13 protein-coding genes are annotated in these 22,859 nt (G+C 37.1%); 8 read left to right on the plus strand and 5 right to left on the minus strand.

Features of this window, described 5'->3' with window-relative positions:
- Window positions 1-22: 22 nt before the first annotated feature.
- Genes SB028_RS16930 through SB028_RS16940 form a run of 3 tightly spaced genes read right to left on the minus strand, consistent with a single transcriptional unit; the run spans window position 23 to window position 11,260 of the window.
- Window positions 23-883, minus strand: a complete 861-nt coding sequence (locus tag SB028_RS16930; RefSeq protein ID WP_318859669.1) for a hypothetical protein — start codon at window positions 881-883, stop codon at window positions 23-25.
- Window positions 822-4,349, minus strand: a complete 3,528-nt coding sequence (locus SB028_RS16935; RefSeq protein WP_318859670.1) for a SpvB/TcaC N-terminal domain-containing protein — start codon at window positions 4,347-4,349, stop codon at window positions 822-824. The genes SB028_RS16930 and SB028_RS16935 overlap by 62 nt, the downstream gene beginning before the upstream one ends.
- A 59-nt stretch (window positions 4,350-4,408) precedes the next feature.
- A complete protein-coding gene (locus tag SB028_RS16940; protein ID WP_069366925.1) occupies window positions 4,409-11,260 on the minus strand; it encodes a neuraminidase-like domain-containing protein in 6,852 nt (2,283 codons plus the stop codon).
- A gap of 423 nt (window positions 11,261-11,683) precedes the next feature.
- On the opposite strand from SB028_RS16940, the gene SB028_RS16945 reads away from it, so the two are divergent.
- Complete coding sequence (locus SB028_RS16945; protein ID WP_069366926.1) at window positions 11,684-12,556, plus strand: LysR family transcriptional regulator; 873 nt, start codon at window positions 11,684-11,686, stop codon at window positions 12,554-12,556.
- Between the two features lie 4 nt (window positions 12,557-12,560).
- On the opposite strand, the gene SB028_RS16950 is transcribed toward SB028_RS16945, so the two are convergent.
- Window positions 12,561-13,022, minus strand: coding sequence for a regulatory protein RecX (locus SB028_RS16950; protein WP_069366927.1), 462 nt, complete (start codon window positions 13,020-13,022; stop codon window positions 12,561-12,563).
- A 361-nt stretch (window positions 13,023-13,383) separates the two neighbouring features.
- Here SB028_RS16950 and SB028_RS16955 point away from each other — a divergent pair, with 361 nt between their 5' ends.
- The 7 genes from SB028_RS16955 to SB028_RS16985 all read left to right on the plus strand — a co-directional run bounded on the left by SB028_RS16955 (window position 13,384) and on the right by SB028_RS16985 (window position 21,714).
- Window positions 13,384-14,370: a hypothetical protein gene (locus SB028_RS16955; protein ID WP_069366928.1), complete on the plus strand. Its 987-nt coding sequence runs from the start codon at window positions 13,384-13,386 to the stop codon at window positions 14,368-14,370.
- On the plus strand, window positions 14,370-15,512 hold the full coding sequence (locus SB028_RS16960; protein ID WP_069366929.1) for a BamA/TamA family outer membrane protein: 1,143 nt from the start codon (window positions 14,370-14,372) through the stop codon (window positions 15,510-15,512). Before SB028_RS16955 ends, SB028_RS16960 begins: the two co-directional genes overlap by 1 nt.
- A complete protein-coding gene (locus SB028_RS16965; RefSeq protein ID WP_069366930.1) occupies window positions 15,512-16,666 on the plus strand; it encodes a DUF4056 domain-containing protein in 1,155 nt (384 codons plus the stop codon). The genes SB028_RS16960 and SB028_RS16965 overlap by 1 nt, the downstream gene beginning before the upstream one ends.
- Before the next feature lie 275 nt (window positions 16,667-16,941).
- A complete protein-coding gene (locus SB028_RS16970) occupies window positions 16,942-17,736 on the plus strand; it encodes a protein bax (protein WP_069366931.1) in 795 nt (264 codons plus the stop codon).
- A gap of 163 nt (window positions 17,737-17,899) precedes the next feature.
- Window positions 17,900-19,318, plus strand: a complete 1,419-nt coding sequence (locus SB028_RS16975) for an MBOAT family O-acyltransferase (RefSeq protein ID WP_069366932.1) — start codon at window positions 17,900-17,902, stop codon at window positions 19,316-19,318.
- Window positions 19,305-20,507, plus strand: a complete 1,203-nt coding sequence (locus SB028_RS16980; RefSeq protein ID WP_069366933.1) for a GDSL-type esterase/lipase family protein — start codon at window positions 19,305-19,307, stop codon at window positions 20,505-20,507. Before SB028_RS16975 ends, SB028_RS16980 begins: the two co-directional genes overlap by 14 nt.
- The gene (locus SB028_RS16985; RefSeq protein WP_069366934.1) at window positions 20,482-21,714 is read left to right on the plus strand and encodes an SGNH/GDSL hydrolase family protein; all 1,233 of its coding nucleotides are present in this window, start codon (window positions 20,482-20,484) and stop codon (window positions 21,712-21,714) included. Before SB028_RS16980 ends, SB028_RS16985 begins: the two co-directional genes overlap by 26 nt.
- Window positions 21,715-21,781: 67 nt before the next feature.
- Here the strand turns inward: SB028_RS16985 and SB028_RS16990 are convergent, their stop codons facing one another.
- Window positions 21,782-22,720 carry a methyl-accepting chemotaxis protein gene (locus SB028_RS16990; protein ID WP_069366935.1) on the minus strand — a complete coding sequence of 313 codons (939 nt, stop codon included), beginning with the start codon at window positions 22,718-22,720 and terminating at the stop codon, window positions 21,782-21,784.
- Window positions 22,721-22,859 lie beyond the last annotated feature (139 nt).

Consider the following 22,859-nt stretch of genomic DNA (forward strand, 5'->3'; position numbering starts at 1 on the left):
ATTAATCCGCATAAAAAACCACCTACACTAGGGTGTCATTTTCATCTTCCTGAGCCATAAACCACGGTGTGACTATCGTATTGCGTTGATAGTGGTTTGCCGTATTCACTCGATATAAACGACCTAATGCATCGTAATAATGAGTATCCGCAAAACGATTAGGCTGAGATGAACTTTCCGAAACATAACGCCAGTCATTCAGAAAATAAGGCTGATAAACGCGCTTTACATTCCCTTTGTTGTCATATTCGGTTTCACCTGAAATTGCCCAACGTGTTGTGGTCCTTTTTTGCTGTGCTTGTTGTACACTGCCCACCACTAACGCCCCTTTTTCACTGCGTAAAAAGGCCTCACCAGCTTCCACTCTGACAGAAGTTTGCAATAGGCGTCCAAGACCATCGCTAAAGGCGATTTGTTGGCGAATTTGCTGTTGTGGATCACGGTCATAACGGTCTGTCATAATTTGCAATGCATGAGGCGGTAATTTTGCTGATGTCTGCATCCAACTGTCTGTGACATACACAAAACCCGTTGCAATAGGTAACGTTGATGTCAACGCTAAAGCCCCATCGATGGTTGTCGGCATAGTAAACGCTTTATCGCTATAACCGCTCTGCTCACCGTTTTCCGTTCCTGAAAAACGCGTCGTTGTCACACGACCTAAACCATCAAACGTCACTTGATGAATATTATGGTTGGCATCAGTAATTGAATTAGGCGATAAAAAACGCCAATCGTAAGTAAGATGAAAATCTTGCATATTTAAGGGGGATTTTTTACCCATTAATACGCAGAATTGCTTATCCCAGAGCAAGGTGTAATCACAAGAAAGTGCCGTTTTTTTTATAAACAAGAGGTCGATAAAACTGCGCCAATGAACCATAGGTTTTGATACCTAATAACGGTTTCACCCATAGCGTTTTGCCTTTTTCTGACTCATCAGCAAATAAATATGCTTTTTGCTGATAACCGGCATTTTTCATGACTTCATCCAGTTTTAAAGTGGGATAAGGCTGTGAAATCGCGTTTGCTGTTTCTTCATCTAATTCCGCCGTTTCACTAGAGGCTAAACGCACAGGAAAATCAGGCTCTAGTAATGTGGCACTTCCATTAACATCCATATAAGCAAGCTGTTGTTGCCCAACAAATACTGACTTTTGTGTAAGTAAATTATTGCTGGCTAATAGTGCTTCGACATTTAAACCATCTTTAGGCTGCTGCTCTGCTCCATATGTCCAAATATCTTGACGACTTGTTGCGATAACACTTAGCTGATAAATCTGTCTTTCTGAATGATTAATATGATGACAAGTTTGACGTGATAAACTTAAACGCAGTGTATGTTGTTGCGCATCATAACTGGACGCCCATAACGTCTCGGGTAGGCTTTCATAATGCTGATAAGGGTTTTTCGCCCCTTTAGGACGTCTTGGATAATCAATCGAAACGGCTTTAGACACAAATCCATAACCGTCTTGCTCTAAGATAATGTGTTGATGACAAATGGGATCAGACGCAATACGCTCATAATGATAATCACGACTTTCCACTATCGAAGGCATCACCACGGGTGAACGTCCTTGCGATTCAATTAAACGCACTTGCGGGCGTTGTTCCGTAACGGCATAAGGCACATCGGATACAACCGTATTGTCTAATCCATAGACCTCTTTTCTGAACAATTGACCTTGCAACCCACGCTCAAGCCAATAATTTTGTTGTTGACATAAATCGCTATCGCACGCTTTTTCTGCACGCCCTTCACCTTGCGTAAATCGAGGAGAAAAATGTGGAAATGCCGCGTTATCACCTAGCCAAAATTCATCAGCAAATTTGGCATCAACAGACGGTTTCCCAGTAAAAAACCACTGACGCGTTAATGCATTTGGGGTTTTATCCGTGCTGTTTTCTTCGCTTTTAAATGACTCCGCATTAGTGGCTTCAACACAACCAAAACCACGAAACTCTTTCTCTTTACCATCCCACACACCGTGGCGGTAATTTAGAGTCTGTGTGAAGCGACTTTGGGTAATTTCATCAATGGTTTCGGTTTTCCAAAGTGTATGCAGCGGAAAAGGTAAATAGCTAACTGCTTTTTCTTTGCGCTGTTGCTGACGAGCTAATTTTTCATCTAACCAATATTGCGCTGAACTACGGTAATGCAGATTTTGAATAAGCCCCATATTGTTATTAATAGACATTAATAACCACGGCTTTTTGTTTTGTAACGAAAGCACCCAATGTTGCGGTGTTGGATAAGCTTTTGTCAGTAAAATACTGGCAACACCAAGGCCTTGAACATCCGCCACTTGAAGTAGACAATGATTATCAAAACGCACATCTTTAGGTAATGCGATATCATCACCACGCACAAATTGATTACCACTTTGGTTAAAATACACCTCTAAATGGGTCGATTGTGCGTAAATAATATCGGTCGTACCGCTACCATCTAAGTCTGCTAAATAGAGTTGATTAGGGTTGAATTTAAGACGATCAGCAGAAAACCCTGGAATGGTCATCGGTAAGCTAAACTGCCCCTCACCTAAATGTACCCAACAGGTCACACCTTGATAATCTACTTTAATCAGATGTTGCTGCCCTGAACCTAATACATCACTAAATGCGACTAAGGTACGTCGATTAATATTCTTAATCGGCAACGTTACGCCATCAGCCTGCATGATATCTTTGCTTTTTTTCCAGCCTTGCGCTGAACCGGCATAAAGGCGAATACTACGAGGACCAATTAAGGCTAAATCAGCAAAACCGCTGCCTGTTAATGAAGTCAGTTCAGCTCTATGATGAAAATACTCCACAGGAATGGCATCAAGTGGCACAAAATTCAGCCAATTCTCTGCGTTTTCTTCATCTTGCGTGTAATAGCCATTCACATTACCTTGTGTGACTAACCACTCCAGCTTTCCATCACCCGTCACGTCGGTCAACATAGCTGAATTTCGCAAGGAGGGAATAACAGGAAGCTTTTTCGCTTTATCCCATGTTACGGCATTCGGATTTTGTTTCTCTTCTTTTCTAACGGGTGCGCGATACCACCAAGCACCTCTGTCTTGATACAATACGCCCGCCAATCCTTCACCGAATAAATCAACATATTGATAAGGTTGTTGTGGTGTAAAAGAAGCAAGCTCATCCAATGATTGCCACTGTGCTTGTTTCATTGTACCGACTTTTTGCCAATCAAATTTAATGGGGGGTAATGTCACTAACGATTGAGTGTCTTTATTGTCATTAAACGCGGATTGTTGTGCTGAAACCAACATGCTACCAGCTGTTGATTCATCGTAGGTCAGCGTTAATCTTGAAATTAATTCTGGCGTTTCAGCTTTGGCACTTTGCTGCGCTAAGCTTTCTAAACGGTGATACATCAGCACTTGGCGACATAAACGACGAGTACGCAGTTCAAAACCGTAATTAAATTGAGAAAAACAGTCTTTACGCACTGCCCACGATGAACCACTTTGCCATTGCGGATACGTTGCTAATGCACTATCACGCTCACCGTAATCAAAGACCAAGGTAAACAGAGCGTTATTGGGTAATGTGTTATCAGTTTTAGTACATGAAAAGGCTCTTTCACCAATAGGGTTACCGTAATACACCTTCTCTAAATAACGCTGTGTATTGGCATTTTTATGGGCTTGAATTTCTTGCTTATCACAACCTTGCTCATCTTCCGCACGGTAGTGATATTCAATTTGTTCACCCGTCGCTGAAATAGACGCATTGAGGTTCCATTGCGCAATATGTGCGCTGTTTTGGCTATCCACGATCTGTGCGGTGGTTTCATAACCGAACAAATGAACCTCACCATTTGCACTCAACATCACCCAAAACTGTTTAGGCGCATTAGTTGGTGTATTAGCATCATTTAATGACCAACACTCAAAACGGCTAAAGCTTTTTTCAATACGTGAACGATATGTTGTCACTTGATATTGATGAGCAAGTTTTACGCCTAGTAACTCGTTACGTTGTGCTGTTTCAATTTCACCTTTCTTATTGATAATCGGTACAATCACTTCACCTTCAGGCCCAACAAACTCATCTTGTTGGGTATACGAAGGGATACCTTTTGAAGTACGACGACGAATTGACATCACCCCCACAGACCAACCAAAACCAAAAGCGCCATTACCTGATTGATTGTGATAAGCCAATCCTAACGCAGGTGCATAACCACGACCTTGGCTAATAGGTAACGGTAAACTAAAAGTGGCTGCGCCATCAGGGCCAATTGCGCCCATATTGCCGGTTAGCCCTGTGACAGCACCGCCTCCTTTCGGTAAATTAGGTGCATCAAAGGTCAATTTCTCTGAATTTTGCATGTAGAACTCCTGACAGGCTCCCTCAGGAGCCTGTAATTAATTAATTAAGATTTAGATAATTAACGAATGGTGTAATTAATATGAAGAATGATGTCGTTCAGTGTCAGTAACATCTCTTTTTGCTTATCTGTCGCATCAGGGAAGCTTAAAGTCAGTGTACTGGTGTCATTCACGGGTAAACCTTCAAATGGCAGATAACGATCATCATTGAAATTCAGTTGGAACTGCCCACTGTCATTCATGCCATGAGAAATCGCAATTGCATTACAGCCTCGTGGTTTCACCGCACTACCGCCATAATTCAACACCGCTCTAATATTCTGATAAGTGCCTGTTAACGCAGGTAATGTCACACTAATTTGTTTAACACGACGTAATTTGCCTAGATCCTCAGGATAATCTTTGTCAATGGCTAAATCAGAGAGCTTAATCGACGCTTGTAATTGACCATTTTTCAGCGTAATACCATTTTCTGCTGTACCTAACTGTGTTTTAGATTGATTAATCACATCTGTTACTTGCTCAAAACCAAACGAGTTAGTGCTTAGCCCTTGATATACATCGCTCAATGAAACAATTTTGGTAATTTCTAATGCGCGTTTATCTTTTTCAAGGTAACTGTTTTCCATTTCAGTCAGGTTATGCATTAGACTTTCACCTGCCATCAAACCAGAGTAGTTACCCTGCCATGCACCTGGGCGAATAAAGGTTTGAGTTTCACCTAAATCATACTGATACGCCAATTCCGCCATACGACAACGTGATACAGTTAAGTCATAGAAGGGTTTATAAATTGCCATTAATTTACCGCGTAACCAGTTATACAGGGCTTTATTGGTAAATTTATTTTGTAAAAAAGTTAAGTGCTCTTGTATTTGTTGCTGTTGCAATTTCAAGCTATCTAACTGCAAATTCGCGGCTTTTTTACGTACTTTTAAGGCTTCAAGTTGTGCATCAATTTGTATCAACTCAGCTTTTGCATTATCACGAAATACTCCCCATTCTTCGCGACGACGACGATAAAACTCTGATTGATTTAATCTATCTGCAGAAATCCGGGTTGCAGCACCTGACAGTTGCAAACCAATGGATGTAGCATTAAAGATAGCGCCTAGTCGTGAACCACCGAGAGCCATACCATAAATATTTGGTACAAGATCAGCAGCGGCACCTGCCATATTGAGCCCTTGACTGGCGGTATTGAACACACTCGATGCCAGATAGAGATCCATCGCTTGTTGTTCTGAGGTACTGATATTTTCATCATACAATTTGCTGTAATGTCTAGCGCGGTTTTGTGCCCCAACACGTAACGCTTCTAACGATTTCTTGTTATGAGCAAACTCCTCAATACTCTTCATTTGATACTTCATATTTTGCAGAATAATTTCACTACCTTGCGTAGTCAGTAATTCTGATAATGCTTGTGCATCTTGACGTTCTATAATACTAGACAGTGAGCTACCAAACTGCATCAACTGATTTACTACCGATTTTGCACTGTTTAACATCACAGGGAAGCGCTGTGTTGGCATCACAGCATTTGGTAATGAACCATTCTCTTGTGACTGGTTCACTGCTATATTTTGCAACATTTTAGGATCTACTGGCGTTGCATACATTGGTAACGACAGTGGTTGCCCATCAATCGATAAATTGTGACGTAAATTAAACAAACGCATTTTTAACGTATCGCGATACTGCGCTAACTTCTCATTAATTTGTGGTAAAAAAAGCGAGGTTAAGGTATTTGCTGTACGTAATAATGTTGCTTCTTTTTTCTCGTCACTAACAGAAGACGTTGATTGGTTAGTTTTGGTTGCAGCATCAATTAATGCTGGTGCTGACCACACATCGTTCTCTAATAGTTCTGTTTCATTTCCTAATAATTTCAGCGCTTGTACATACCACATTTTAGCTTCATTTAATGTATCACGCTCAAGTAGACGATAAGCACTGTCGCCTCGTGCCACAAGAATATCAAGGCACTTCATAAACGTAGCCAACTTATAGTGCATTGGATCAGCTTGTGCCACCGCATCAGGATCGGTTGAATCCAGTTGATCATTATCCCAAGCTGTATCTGCTAATAATGGCTGTGAATTCCAAACACGATGAGTGTGAGTATTGCTATCAATATAACCATTTGGGCTAAACACATAACGTAACCAACGACTTGCTTCATCGTAATTTTGCCCTTCTAACATCACATTTGCTAACATCATCGGGGTGTAATAGAACAATTCCCAAAAGTAGAGGGCATTAGCGCCATTAAAATCCATCGGTACATCAGCGCCTTTTTCCAAAGCGGGTTCAGGCAGTCTCTGAGAACTTAGCGTTAAAATAGCATCAATTCCGTTATTCGCACGTTTGACTAATTGACGTGCAAATAATGTATTTAAACGTACTAATAAAGGTTCATTTGCCACAGTCATTGAAATATATTGAGCCTGCTTTTGATTTGTTTTTAAGCTAATAATACTCTCACTTATATGTTCTAATTCACTGACTTTAAAGTAACATAAGCTTTCAGAAATAATTTTTTGTGCCTTATTAACCGCTGTCACATTCGCAGTTAATATAAACTCACCATTGTCATTAAATTCACTCTGAGGCACATCAAGCTTAAGCTCTTTATTTTTACTATTGAAGCTATTAGTACCTTCAATTAAAGACGTATTAGCGTTAGACCATTGTTCAAGAGAATAAGTGACTTTATTATTCTGACTAGAAGATAAAGTTATCTGAATGTCATTAACCATTTCGTCATCACGATAGATAACTTTATTTAAATCACCAATAGCTACTGGATAAGAAATTCCTTTCCCATATGCTCCCATAAGCAATTGACTCGTTGTTTTTCCTGAAATATGAAAAAGAAATCTTGGTGCTTCTTTATTTAGAAAATGTTGTAACGAGAAATTGCCTAATTCATTAGAAAGCGTAAAAGAAATTTTGTTTTTTGATGTATATTTTAATAAACCATTTGACTGTTTAGTGAAAAAAGCCAGCTCTACGCTATAATCTTCTCCATTATTAATATCTGAACCTTTAATTACCGCGCCTTTGGTATTGTCATAAATAAAGAAGTAAATTATATTTTTTATAACATCAAAGCCTAAATAATAACTACAATCAGTTTTTTCATTAAAAGATAAAGTTGTCAATTTACCAACACTACCTGAAGTATAAACAATGTCCTCTAATATAGAGCCACTCTTTAATAAACCTTTAAAGATATCTTTAATAGGTGCAGGAGCTAGATGTCCATAATTAACATCACAGTTAACAAAAGCAGAAAGGTAACAAGATAATGTTTTATTTTTCGATTCGACACTGACACCATTAATTAAACTTCCTGAAAGAGAGACATTTTGAGAGTCTATTGTTTTTATATCATCAATAGGATCATGAGATATTGAGTAAGCTAATTTACCTCTTAATAAAAATTTATTATTAATATTTTTAGTGAATTTATCACTACTTACATCAAATTCAGACTTGACATTAATATAAATATTTTTTGCATTTTCTCCATTTAAATCTGAAATATTTGAAAACACCATTTCATTATCAATAGAATAAACTTGGCACTCTTTGTTTTCATCTTCATAGCTATCACTTGTGACATAGGTTAAAAAATATAATTTATCTAATTCTTCATTATAGCTTAAATGAAAGTTTCCTTTTTTATTTTCCACTATATTATCAGATAATTGGAAATCAATAGGTGAGCTCCAAGTACCATCATAACGGATATGTGATAAATTTAAACTATAGCATATCTGCTTAGAAATCGGTGTAGATGTACTTTTTTCTTTATTTTCAGTTTCTTTACGTTCAATCCAAGCAATATATAATCGATTATTAAAAATAACAGGACGAATTAAATTATTGTAAGGGTTGGCACCATTATCAATTTTAGTCCACTCTGTCCAAGCATTTGCTGCCATGATTCCTTTTTTTATTTTACTATGATCTGCACTACGCCAATAATAACTTACTTTTTCTGATGCATTACAACCAATAAAATAAGTATATCCATCTTCTAATGTCACACCATCATGGTAACCACTAATCACATCTAAATTAGCAATTTGTTCAAAAGAAGTTAAATAAGTTTTAAATGCATCATCAATCGTATCACTATTAATACTATTTTGACTGATTGTCTGTAACAGCGTATCCATCATTTTAGTTTGACCAATACGTACTGTAGGATCAATATAGTTTTCAGGATAATAAGTTAATAAAGAGACGCTACTCCAAGTGCTATAACGCTTATTATATTTATCCCAATCTTTAAAAAATTGACGAGACTTAATAGGCGAGTGTTCATTTTTTATATCTAAAGATAAGAACTCATTAATATACAACTGTATACTTGCAATAGCTTGCTCTATCTTTGTCGTTTTTATTTCAGACGAAACTTTATTGTCAATCAATAAATAACTATAAATATCATCTCTAGTTACTAAATTTAATTCAGCAAACTGATGAATATAAAATGCACTTAGTGCAACACTCTCTTTTTCATCCATTTTATTTTTTAGTAAAATAACTTGTTGAGCATTTAAGCCACTTTGTAAAATTTTACTGACTCTATCCCAAGCCAAGTAATCTTTCTCTTTACTCTCACTTGTAGTAAATTTTAATTGAGTTAATAGATTAAAATTATCAGGTGTAATATTAAATGTTTTTATCATATCAATATAGCTAGAGATTTCTTTGATATTATCAAATTTAATTTCATCATCTAGTTTTAATAAAGAAATAATTTGCTCAATTACCTCATCAGAAACTTCATATACTTTTGATAAAATTGAACTAGTTTTATTACTGCCAAAAAGGTTAACCAGTTCATCTTTATTATTTATTTTATCTAAATAGAAACGATGAAATTCAGATATATCTTTTATTGATTCGATATTAGGAAGAACAGCTTTATAATTAAGTAAACGTTTTTCTCCCAATATATTTATTTCGTTTTCATTTAATCCTAACTTAGTAAATATAGAAATCATTTGACACAACATTTGTATATAAGTAACAAGTTTATTTTTATCTTCTAATGTTTTATCATTCTTCTTTACCAAATCTCTAAAATCATGAACAGATAAGTTTAATATCATATTACTGTCGAGATATGTCCATATAGCACTGGCAACACTTAAAGAAGGAAGGGATAAATGATAGCCGAGTATACCTAAATAGGACGGTATAATTGCCCGCTCAGTGAATTCATCTATATAAGAATCATTAAAATTCATTAACTCGTCAAAAAGCTTTTCCATTTTTTGGGTATAACGCAAATCATATTCTTTTGCTGTCATTAAATATAATTCTGAAATACTAAATTTATAATCTTTAATAAACTTGCAATAATTATTTATTGTATAAATTAAATTACCTGCATCATCTGATAACGATTGTTTATTAATGGGTTTACTGAAAGGCTCAGGCAACATATCGAGTAATAAAGAAAGAGAATAAATATCTAAACCATGTACTGTTGCTAATAAATATACTCGATATAACAGTGATATATTCTCTATAGAACAAGTAAATTCTGTTGTTTTACCCGAAGCTAATTTCCACATAGTAACAATGCCAATATCATCGACATGTAATGCACGTTTTAAGGTATTAATGCGTATAATATCATCTGGAGATGATGAATTAAAATCAAGTGCTTTATTGTCTGCGATAAATTTACTTTTACCTAATGGAGGAGAATTAAATAAAATATCAAATAGCGATAAAGAGTTATTCAATGTTTGATGATTAATATTAGAACCATTAAGTACTAGAGATTGCTCAATATTAATATTGTATTTCTCCATAATATATTGTACATGAAGAATAGAGCGAATAACCTCAGAGTCAATATTATTATCATTATTTTTTGCTCTAATTAAAACATGTAGATTACCAACAGAGATCCCTGTTGCTTTATGTAAGCGAATAATTTTATTTAAGAACAACATGCTTTTTGAATCTAATTCATTATTTACTTTAAGTATATTAAATAATGGCAATATTTCTTCTTCTGAAACAGAATAATATTCTGATAAGAATTTTAAATTACTCTTTAAACTGATATCTTTATGTCCGAAGTTTTTCTCTATTAGTTCCTCAATTTTATCGTCAGAGATTACTTCTGTTAGGATAGCATATAATTCAGGAGAAATAGATGAACTAATCGTTGAGATCCATTCTGTATCTAAAATATCAAGATAATCCTTAGCTTTTACTAATTTATCAACCAAGCCATCGCGTAATAACAATGTTTGTCGAATAGTTTCATAAGGTTGGTGATAAGGGTTTTCACCCATTACGCGATTTGTTGCTAGTTCTTGAAATAAATCTTTATCATTACCTAATTTATGTTGTAATGCATTCGTTAAAATTTGATTTGATAAAGAAAGCGTGGAAATTTCTTTATCCATATTTTCTTGAGAAAGCACTAATTGTGCTAAATCAGGACGACGGTTATCAAGACGATACTTTAATTTGCCAGTGCGTATTTCTTTTGCTTCACGATAAAGCTCTGTTAAATAACCTGCCGGTGAAAACATCGATGCAACAGATTTAGAATCAACATAGTGGTTGTCTCGACTTGGGATCCAATCACCTAATGCACGGCTTTGTGCGGATTGTGGTTGAATACCTAAAGCCACGGCATTTTTTACTTGTGGATTATTACGTGTCAAATAATGTGCTTCATTTAATTTATTAATTTTTGCAGCGTCTTGAGCTTTTTTATATAGTGTTTTTGCTTCATGCCAACTAAGTTTCTCTTCACTCAGTGCGTGAATTTCATGAAGCGACAAGGGAGCGAGATCATTTAATGTGATATTTTCCACTGCATCAGAATTCATTTTTGCTAAAAGTGTATTAATGTTTTTCATTAAATATTTTCCTAATATAAGTTAATTTAAAATAGAGAGAATAAAATCGTCGTTTTATCTCGAAATTTAAAATATCAAGAAAATAAAAATTAAAAATTGAATTTTTTATAACTTGTTATTGAGTTTTTTTATTCTTTGTAGGTTAAATGCGTTTTAAAATAAGAAAAAAAAACAAGAAAAGATATCTAAATAACAAAAAGATACAGCAATATAAAACAATCAATCATTTGATTTTATTTTTATCAAAAACATTCTAATTTATTATCACTTTTAGTCGTCAGGATTATTTTTTAATTATTCTTTATCATTTTTTTTATTTTTCGTCGCGCTAAAATGATTATTGATAAATATCAATATAACGATTTCATTTGGGAGGATTATTTATTCGTAAGATATATATAAATAAATATGGAGAACATCTGCATGTTTTTCTCACGAAAAATAAATCAGTTCTTTGCCGTCGCCAGTTGTCAAAGCCTAGTCAAAGCAGCAGAACAAATCAATGTGACCCCATCCGCGTTACGCCACGGTATAAATGAACTCGAAAGCCAAATCGGTAAATCACTGATTAAACGTTCTAAAAATGGGATGGATCTTACCCCTGCGGGAAAAACGCTTTATGAACGTTTATATCCTTATTATGAAAAAATTAGAAAAATTGAAAATCAGATATTGAATTCAAACGGAGATAAAACATTACTGTCTATAAAATCAGATGGCCTTTATTATCCTGATTTAAAAACAAAAATATTGGAGATCCGACAAAAGAATAATCAATATAGCCTCTCTTTAGAAGATGGTTATATTGATGATATTAAAGAAGAACTTTTTGATAAAGAGTTTGATCTTGTGATTTCGTCCCTTGAGTTTGACTATCCACAAAAAAATATCAATGCAATTAACTTATGCACACAAAAAGTCGGCTTATTGGTGAGTAAAAAACTGTTTGAACAATATCCCAATACCAAAACATTTTTTGCCAAAGAAACCTTAATACAAAGAAGCAGCAGTTTGCAAAACCCCATATTTTCAACGATTTTAGATAAGCTAAAAAATCAAGGTTATCAATATCATACTTTAGGTTTAACAGAAATGGCGGATGTCTTACACTGCGTTGATGAAGGGGCGGGTTACTGTTTTATGCCTGAAAATATTCATTATATTTCAACCATTACAAACGATGAAGTGCAGTTTATACGGTCTCCTTTTCCTTTTGATATTTTCTTACATCAAAAAGTCTATTTTAAAAAAGAGAATGATAAAAAATTAGCCGATATCGCAATGGCGCTACGTTAATCGATTAAAACAGCGCATTAATATAATCAGAAGTAAATCCACGATATTGCAAATAACGAATTTGTTTGGCTCTCTCTTTAAAATCTTTGGGTTTAGCGCCACCAAATTTTTTTTCATAAACCTCTTGGCAAAGGGTGTACCAGTCGGTTTCATCTTCTTCAAAGAGACGTTCAATAATTTCACTAGGGAAACCTTTTGCTCGCAATTCTTGGCGAATACGCAAAGGACCATAAGATTTATTTAAATAACTGCGAAAAAAAGCATAAACAGTTCGATTATCATCAAGATAATGATTTTCTAATAAATGTTCCATCACTTGAGGTAAACATGCCTCATCAGTGACAGTTTGTGCATCTCTATCGCTTTCTCTTATTCTTCGTGCTAGGCGACGTTGTAGCTCTATTGTGCCGTAATCACGGCGAGAGAGCATAAAAATAGCGTACTGATAAAGCTCTTGATAGGTCATAACGTTCCTTTATTAAAAGAGTCCATGTGAAATTATGTCTATTATCATAACGGTTTATCATCGAAATAGCTTATTTCGACGTTAATTTAATCTTTAATAAAGAGAACCTAATAAAACAGCAATAACTAAAAGAAGAATTATCATTCTCTTTTATAATTTTAATCGACTACTTTTATTAAGATTAACTGAGAAAAAATAAGGCTTTTTACTTAATCAAGTCTTAATGATCCTATGATAATGCAAAATAAAAGCATTAATTACCATATATCGCACTTATAGATGGTGACCATTAATAAGAAAAAGATTAAAATTTCCGGCTACTCTTTTACTACTTACTTTTTTAATTTTCTGTGGGTTATGTATGAACTTTTCCAATTTAAATAAGGTGGTATTAGCCGCCACTCTTCTTGCAACTGGCTTCTCTTACGCGGATAGCGATCGCCCACTGCTTTCTTTAAGTGTTAGCCAGTCTGGTGGTACTGCTTTAAATAATGAAGGTTCATTAGATACTCGTACCCCAGCAAGCCAATCTCGTGTTTTACCGATTTGGGGTGATGAAGCCCGTGCCCGTGGTTATGATATTCCTGAGCCTTTTGGGATTGGTTATAACTATATGAATCTACGTCAAGATATCGTCGTGGATAAAATTGGCTTTATCATGCCTAAAAATCCAGAAACAGCAGGCGCACTAAAAATAGATGCCGGTCATACACGAGAAAAAAGCGAAACCCATATGCTAAAACTCGATAGCTGGGTATTCCCTTTTATGAATGTCTATGGACTTTATGGGCGCACTAAAGGTACGTCAAAAACAACGCTCAATGGCGGTACTTTTCTAGGTTTCCCTTTAGCTTTTATCGAAGGTATGCCTTTTGATCTCGATTTTAAAGGTGATACTTATGGTGGTGGTTTTACTTTAGCGGGCGGTTATAACCAATACTTTGCTACTTTTGATTTAAACTACACCAAAACGAACCTTGATATTTTGGATGGTGATATTAAAGCCTTGGTTATTTCACCTCGTGTCGGTTATGAATTTGTCTTTGAGCCTTTAATTGCGGGACAAGGTAATACTAAGCTGCAAGTCTGGACAGGGGCGATGTACCAAGATATTACCCAGCGTTTTAAAGGTGATATTAATAAATTAAACCTTCCACCCGCATTTGCAGGATTAATCCAAGCATTAGATGATCCTGGTATGAAATTCGATGTTGAACAGCATCTTGCTCATAAATGGAGCCAAACTGTGGGTGCACGTTTAGAAGTCACTCGTAACTTTAATGTCATTACAGAACTCGGTTTTAATAACCGTAATAGCTTCTTTGTTTCCGGTGAGTTCCGCTTTTAATGGTTAAATACCCTTTTATTTTGGGGCTGGCAATTGCCAGCCTCTTTACTTCACACACAGCACAAGCACAACTCTTCCCTGATAGACAACAAATAGACCAATGGTTAGTGGGCTTAGGGGGAGAAAATAGTTTCGACCGCAGTAAAACTATCGACTGGGGTATTTTACCAGGGCCTTTCTATACGCCTGAATTAGAATTAGGTGTCGGTATCGCTCTTATTGGTCTTTATCAAGCCGATAGTCGCCCTGATAGCAAAATCTCTTCTTTCTCGTTAAGTGGCTTTGGTTCCTCGACAGGTGCTTTTGGCATGACCTTTAGCAATTACACTTATCTTGCGGATGATACGTGGCGCTTTTATCTCACTGGCTCGTTAAACAATGTGCCAACCAATTATTGGGGAGAAGGTTATCACGAAGGCCGTGTTAAAGATCATTTTGGTGAATACCGCTCTCAAGAGTTGCACTTAACACCGACTTTATTGCGCCAAATCACCCAAAACACCTATATAGGCTTAGGGTGGGATTATTCAAATTTACAGGCTGCAACCCCAGACGTCCCCTTTAAAGCGTATATGGAAAAGCGCGATTTACCCTTACGCACCACAAGCTCAGGGTTAAGTGTCCGCTTTACTTACGATAGCCGTGATTTTTTACCTAATGCGCGTCAAGGGCAGGCATTTGATATTAGCTATACTCACTATTCTCCTGATACAGGGAGTAATAACCGCTTTAATGTGACACAAATGCAATATAACTACTATTATCCTTTAAGTGACAGTGCGGTTTTAGCTTTTGATAATTATGCCCGCTTCACATCAGGCGATCTGCCTTGGAGCCAACTTTCTAAGTTAAGTAATGGTCACCAAATGCGCGGTTATTATGAAGGGCGATATCAAGATAATCATGTATTTTCAACCCAATTAGAGTATCGCCAAAAACTGGATTGGCGCCATGGCATTGCACTTTGGATTGGAGGGGGGACGTTAAGCGACCAAGCGCGTGATTTAGGTAAAGGTCATTGGTTACCCAGTGTCGGGGTGGGTTATCGATTTGAGTTTAAACCACGTATGAATGTGCGTCTCGATTTTGGTATCGGTAAAGAAAGTACAGGATTCTATTTTCAAGTAGGTGAAGCATTTTGATGTTTAAGCGGTTTCTTTTTATCAACACCATTATCCTCTTCTTATTTATTGCGGGTTGTACTCACGTCACACCGGTTAAATCTTTGCATGCCAATATTGATAGTGTGACTCACGAAGAAGCCACTCAACGTTGGCAAACACCTGCACCATTAACAGCCCCCAATGGCTTAAGACCTTGTTGTGCTTTTGGTTACAACTTAAAAGTTAAAGCGTTCGAAATTCCTATTCCCTTTTATCGTATTAATAACGTTGTTGAGGCCTCTGCACTAGGCAATCATCGTTATAACGACAGTTTTTGGTTAGGAACCGCAGCCGTCTTAGGCTTAGGAAGTGAACAATCTGGTCTAATTTATTCCCGCAAAGGGGGATTTCTTGATATCGCCCATATTCGTGATACTGCGGATTACACTTATTATCTCTTTAGTCATATCTATCCAAAATTAGGTCAAGCGTGGACATTAACGCTCAGTAATGAGTTAGCACAACGTAAAATCCACTTTAATGCATTCACGCCCCCTAAAAACGAATTAGAACGTTATACCTTAAGCGCTTATCTTGCCGCACACCTCGGTTATCGCCTTGCGGTATGGCATGAAATTGCACAGTGGTATGGCTTTCGTTCAGTGCCGGGATTCTCCGAAGGTATCTCTGCATTTTCACCTGAAGATCTCTACTCCAACTTAATTGGTGCGCGGCTTTCACTCACGTTGATCCTGAATGGTCACGCCACCAGCCTTGAACAGTATAATCAATCAATGCAGGGTATTATTCCTTCTGCGCTTTACCAATTAGAAGCTCAACCTCGCCAAGTAACACAACAATGGTTTGATGTTATTGATGGACAATGGTGGGATAGTCAGCAACGAGTTCCCAATAAATTTCTCGTTTTAATGCGTGATTATCACATCTCAGACCAGCGCTATCCCGTGTTACCTTTCGAGGAAATAACACCGCCTCATTACCTCACGTTACCTAGTGCTTATTCTGGTTATGTTCTAGAACAATTAGCAGAATTTCAGCTTTGGCCAACCGACGATATGGAAAATTTACCGCATCCTAAAACCTACTGGCGTGAAGCGGATTTTACTGATTTAACAGAAAAAGTACGTGAAATTGATAATAAAACTAGACCAAAAACAACAAAAACTGACTAAATAACAAACAAAATTGACACATTAAAAACGCTTATTTTTACTAAATTTAGGTTAAGTCACATCTTTTTTCATAAGATAAATTTAAGTTTATGACAAAAAAGCACTTTTTGTTAAAGGAAAAAAGCAATTATAAAACGAGGCTTTCCAGTAAAACTTATACATTTATTTAACAAGTTACTCGTAGTTATCCTAATGTGAGGTGATAATTTGTAGATATGGAAAAAGTAATTTGCTAGTATTCGTTCGATTTTTATCCAGTTAAACGAGGAGAAGCAATGCCCTCTCAATTGATGAGGACAAGTGCCGTCTTCGCTTTCTTGATTTCACTACTCTTTACTGGTGTAAGCTTTGCTTCAACCAGTACCGGCAGTTCCCAGATGCTGCAGGCGTATTCTTTCAAAAGCACGTCAACACCGTTGCCAGATTTGAAAAAATACCCTTCGGGAACACAGCGTAAGAAAGCGTTTTTAAATGTCATAGTTCCTATTATTGACAATGTTAATAATAAGATTTTGAGAGATCGTGAGTGGTTAACTGCTCAACGTAAAGCCCAGCACTGGGGTAGCGCAGATTTGAAAAAATTGCGTGAAATTTGTCAATACTATGGCGTTACATGTACCAGCCCGAAAAAAGTAAATTGGGATTCGTTATTAACTCGCGTTGACATTATTCCGACACACTTTGTCGCAACGCAAGCAGCAACGGAATCTGGCTGGGGAACATCGAAGTTGGCACAACAAAATAATAATCTATTCGGTATGCGATGTGGGAGTCAGTCTTGCAATAATATTCCAGGGAAAACCAAAGGCTATGCAGCCTACCCGGATATTGAAGGCTCAGTGATTGCTTATATGCGTAATCTCAATACGCACCGCGCCTATAATTCATTGCGCTCCTCACGAGCACAGCAAAGAATGACGCAGCAACAACTCGACTCTCGCCAGTTAATCACTGACTTGAAAGGTTACTCAGAATTGGGTTCAAGTTATAACGATTACCTGACCGAAATGTTCGACTCAAACAAAAAACTGATCACTCAAGTTCAGTTACAGTCGAAACAAGATAGTTAAGCTTTAACAAGCTTTCATCTGACAAAAAGCCACTTTTCTTTCTAGAGAAAAGTGGCTTTTATTTATCACAAGATAATCTTTTGATTGAAAGCCTGCTTAGAATTCATAATATATGGGGTAACACGTTTGGTATGACTTTTAAATCACACCCTTAGAGCCCTTTATGAATTTTTTTTCATTCGAGTTTCTCGGAGCCTTTGTTAGTTTTTTTATTCTATACTGGCTCTTTCAAAAGCACGTCAAGATCCAAAATATCCTACTGATTACAGTAAGTTATGCTTTTCTTTTTTATGCGGACTATCGTCCTGCGATAATCTTATTAAGTTATACGCTCTTTATTTATTTACTGGCGAATATATTAACTAAGTACACATCCTCTAAAGTCATATACTGGCTATTAGGACTACTCGTTGCGGTCTATTTTACTGCCTTTAAATATTATTCATTTTTCCAAGAAACACTGACACAAGCATTCCAGCAATGGGGACTCAGTATTGAGTTACCTCTTATTGAGTTGCTTGCGCCATTAGGGCTCTCTTTCTATATTTTCCATTCAGTCAGTTATGTCGTTTCTGTTTGCCGAAAAGAGATCCCTAAAGCGCCCTTTTTGGATGTCGTTCTTTACTTGTGCTTTTTCCCAAGCATTGTTGCAGGTCCGATTAATCGCGCGAAAGAGTTTCTCCCGCAAATTCAGGCACCGACACGTAAAATCATTGATTATAAAGGGGCGATAATGCTAATTGTTTTAGCTATCGCAAAACTCTTTTGGTTAAGTGGTTGGTTCTCAACAAACTATGTCGATCCGGTATTTAATGCCCCCGATTTAGCGCAAAGTGGACAAGTGCTAACAGCTGTTTATGCCTATGCATGGCATATCTATTTCAACTTCTCAGGTTACACCAATCTTGTTACTGGTATTGCCTTATTATTGGGCTTTGTTGTACCTCGTAACTTTAATGCGCCTTATTTAGCGATAAACTTAGCCGATTTCTGGCGTCGCTGGCACATTAGTTTATCTACCTTTATTCGTGATTACGTCTATATTCCTTTAGGGGGTAATCGTAAAGGTGTGATTCGACAGAACTTTAATGCCTTTGCCGCAATGGTAATTTCTGGATTATGGCACGGTGCAGCAATGACTTTTATTATTTGGGGAGCTATTCACGGGATTGGTGTGGTGTTATTGAATATTAAGCACCGCCTCTTTCCTGCGAAGAAAAATGCCCCTCCGAGTGCACTATCGTCATTAAATATGTTGTTGTCATGGATAATCACGTTCCACTTTGTTTGTTTTGCGTGGATCTTTTTCCGCAGTCAAACGGTGGGAGATGCTTTAGTCTTAATACAGCAACTCTTTAGTACAGGTGCTTGGGCATCATTACAAACAGAAGGCTTAACCCTCTTTATGTTCTGGGGACTTTTCTTACTTTATCCTTGCTTTGTGACATTAAAGGATATTGTGGCTCGTCTTGAGAAAAAAGTGCCGTGGTATGTTTATCCGCTACCACTTGCGTTGATCCTCACGATTATTTTCATGTTGTCTCCAGATGGGGTGCCAGGATTTATTTATGCCAGCTTTTGATTTCTGCTCAAACTTAAAAAAGACAGCAAAAGTTGCCTTAATGGTGCTATTTAGCACCCTCTTTCTGATTTGGCTGAACCAAACATCACTAGAGCGTTTTTGGCAACAACAATATCATCGCCCTGCACCTTGGTCTGGGCTTTCTCACTATTATGCTTGGCAAGTGGGTGGGCAACTACGTGATGGTGTCTTCATTGCGGTAGAAAGCTATGGTGATTATCTACGGGTTCACCACCCTGATAATCAAGCAAAACCCATCGTACAAAGCGCAGTGCCTGAGCAACTTCCTGAAGGCTTTGCTGTCGGTCTACACTTCTTTAACGGTTATACACGACCAGCATCACAATTAACACAACGCTTTCCTCAATTATTAGCGCGTAAGCAAGCAATGAGTGGGTTACCTTACCATTCGGTTACGGATGTATCGGATGCCGCATTAGAGGCTTTAAAACCGATTGTCCCCAAAACAGAAATTACCTTATCCCCAAAAGATAAAGTGTTATTTGCGGGCGATTCAATGATGCAAGGTGTTGCACCTTTACTTAAACGTCAACTACAAACGGATTACAACATCAGTAGCATCGATTTAAGTAAACAAAGTACAGGACTTGCCTATCCACGTTTTTTCAATTGGCCACAAACCATTGCGACACGTTTAGCCAGTGACGATGCCATTAAATTATTAGTGGTCTTTTTGGGTCCTAACGATCCTTGGGATATGCCGCCTGATGGCGGAGGACGTTACTTAAAATTTGCGAGTGAAGCATGGGAATCCGTCTACCGTACGCGTATTGCAAGCATTATAGAAAATGCCCGACAAAATAATGTCACGGTTATTTGGGTTGGACCACCGAATATGCGCAAGCAGAAGTTATCCGAAGGTATGGCATATCTTGATAAACTTTACCGTGAAGAAGCTGAGAAAATGGGTGAAATTTATCTATCCGTCAATGATATGTTTAAATACGAAAAAGATATTTATTCTGATTATATGGGTGATGGTAGCAGTCGTGTTAAGTTAAGAGCGGGTGATGGCATTCATTTTAGCTTAAAAGGTCAGCAAATTATTGCCCAACACGTATTCTCACGTATTCATCTTCAAGAAGAAATTAAAGAAGATAATGCAGTCGATGATGTAAAAGATAAAAACACGGTTATTGTAAATGAAACACTTAGCGCACATCCTTAAGCGTAAAACGTTAGTCAGTAGTTCAATCATACTGGCTTTAGTTTCACTCTTAGTTGCTTGTAACCAAGATACTGAAAAAACAGTCAAGCTACCTACACCAACAGTCTTACCCGCTGATGGTTCAAGACAGCTTTATAACTATCATGATCCTCACTTTGCGGATTTTGTTAAAAAATTACAGCAAGGTCGCCAAACTGTACATATTGTTCAGTTAGGAGATTCCCATACTGCGGCTGATTTTTTCAGTGGTAAGTTGCGTGAACGTTTTCAGACTGATTATGGTAATGGTGGTATTGGTTTTATTCCTCCGACAAATATCGCCGGTCAGCGTATTGCAAACGTACAATACCAGAGTGATAAAAAAGCATGGACACTGCTTTCAAGCAGAAAAGATAGCGATCCTGATTTCCCATTAGGGGGTTTTATTAGTGAACCTCAAGCAAAATGGGCAAAATTACAGTTATATGAAAATCCAGTCACTCAACAGCGCTATCAGTTACAAGCACTTTATAAAACGCCAACAACAGCGCAAGTGAATGTACAGTCATCGACAAGCAAAATACTGTCACTATCGCAAACGCAAGGTAAATGGCAGTTTTCAAACCCAACAGCCATAACATTCCCTGTTAACATTACCGTTAACAAAAACCAACCTGTTAAATTAGGCGGTTGGTTGATCACCAATCAACAGCCCGGCGTAATGCTTTCTTCATTAGGCATTAACGGTGCCACGATCAATATGATGGATAAATGGGGAGAACAGTGGACTGAAACGTTAGGGCAATTACATCCTGATATGGTGATTTTGGCTTATGGCACAAACGAAGCCTTTAATGATACCTTTGATTTAGTTGCCTACCGTCAACAGCTTACGGATAAAATTCGCCAAATTCGCCAGCAAGCGCCGAATAGTGCCATTTTATTAATTGGCCCTTCTGATTCAGTCAAAAATAAAGAAGCGCTTGATTGCCGTTCACAACAACCCCAATGGCTAAGTGATATTGTCAGAATTCAAAAAGAAGTCGCCCAACAAGAGAAAACCCTTTTCTGGGATTGGCGTAATTATATGGGTGGCGAATGCTCAATAAAAGTATGGGCATTGTATGATTTAGCAAGACCAGATGGTGTTCATCTTTCTCGCGAAGGTTACGAAAGCAGCGCCAATACACTTTATAGTCAATTGAACACGTTAATAAACAAAGGCTGATCCACGCTGTTCAACACACAAAAAAGGAGCTTATCGCTCCTTTTTGATTTTTATTTATCTAATTGAGTTAGTAAGTCACGGAGTTTAATAAAGCATCAATATATTTGATAACATCAACACTGGCTTGTTCCATTCCTTCTATATATTGCGTTACGGCTTCTTGATCACCATTTATATTGGCGCTTAATGCTAAGCGTCCACATTCATGGACTAATTTATGTGGCTCTTCTAAGCGACGAAAAGCCTCTGTACCTGCAAATTTCCGTCCATCACCTTGGTAATACCATTTCCCTAATCGACATTCAGTGTGCTGATTAACGCAGTGCTCATCATCTTTATTTAATAAATGGATATAAATAGCTTCTTTCCATAAAACATGATCGAGTTTGACGGTATTAAAAAATTGCTGCATCGAAATAAAGGTAAAAATATGTTTGAGCTCGCTTGCTTGCTCTGACAATGAGGTTAAATTTTGATGCCCTTCTTCAACTTGAATTTTTATTTGTTGAACCTGTTCTTGGTTTTTTTCCGTGGTTTCTTTAACAGGAATAAAGCGAGCGCCTAAATTATTATTAATGCTAGCAATAGAAGAAGCTTGTTTCTGGATTTCTAATGATAACTTTTTCATTTCTTGGGCTAATACTGAAAATCCAGCACCTTCTCGTCCTATATGCCCTGCTTCAATCGCTGAATTTATTGATAAAAGATTCGCCTGACTGGAAAGCCTATCAATATTACTGGCGCTCTCTTTAATTTTTTTTAGCCAACCAGAGAAATTTTCTATCTCTTCTCGATTATGCGTAAAATGCGTATCAACCTCATTCAAAAATTGAGTTAATAAGCGAGAATTATCTAACATTCTACTGAAGAGATGTTCCATCTCATCGAGTAAATTCAGCTTATCTTGTAGCTTATTACTTGATGCTAAAATCGAATCACGTATAAGCGTGATTGTATGAATATTACAATCCGTGTGTTTAATAAAAAGCGAATTATAGTCAACCATATATGATAGTCCTAAATGAGCCCACTTAATAAAGAAACCTATAGGTTAACGAAATGTGCAGCATTTTCTGTCATATTTGATAGTCATTTATAGCAATGAAAAAAGCGCGTCAAAAGACGCGCTAATAATTGAAACACAA

The sequence above is a fragment of the Proteus vulgaris genome (genome assembly GCF_033708015.1).
Classification (GTDB): Bacteria; Pseudomonadota; Gammaproteobacteria; order Enterobacterales; family Enterobacteriaceae; genus Proteus.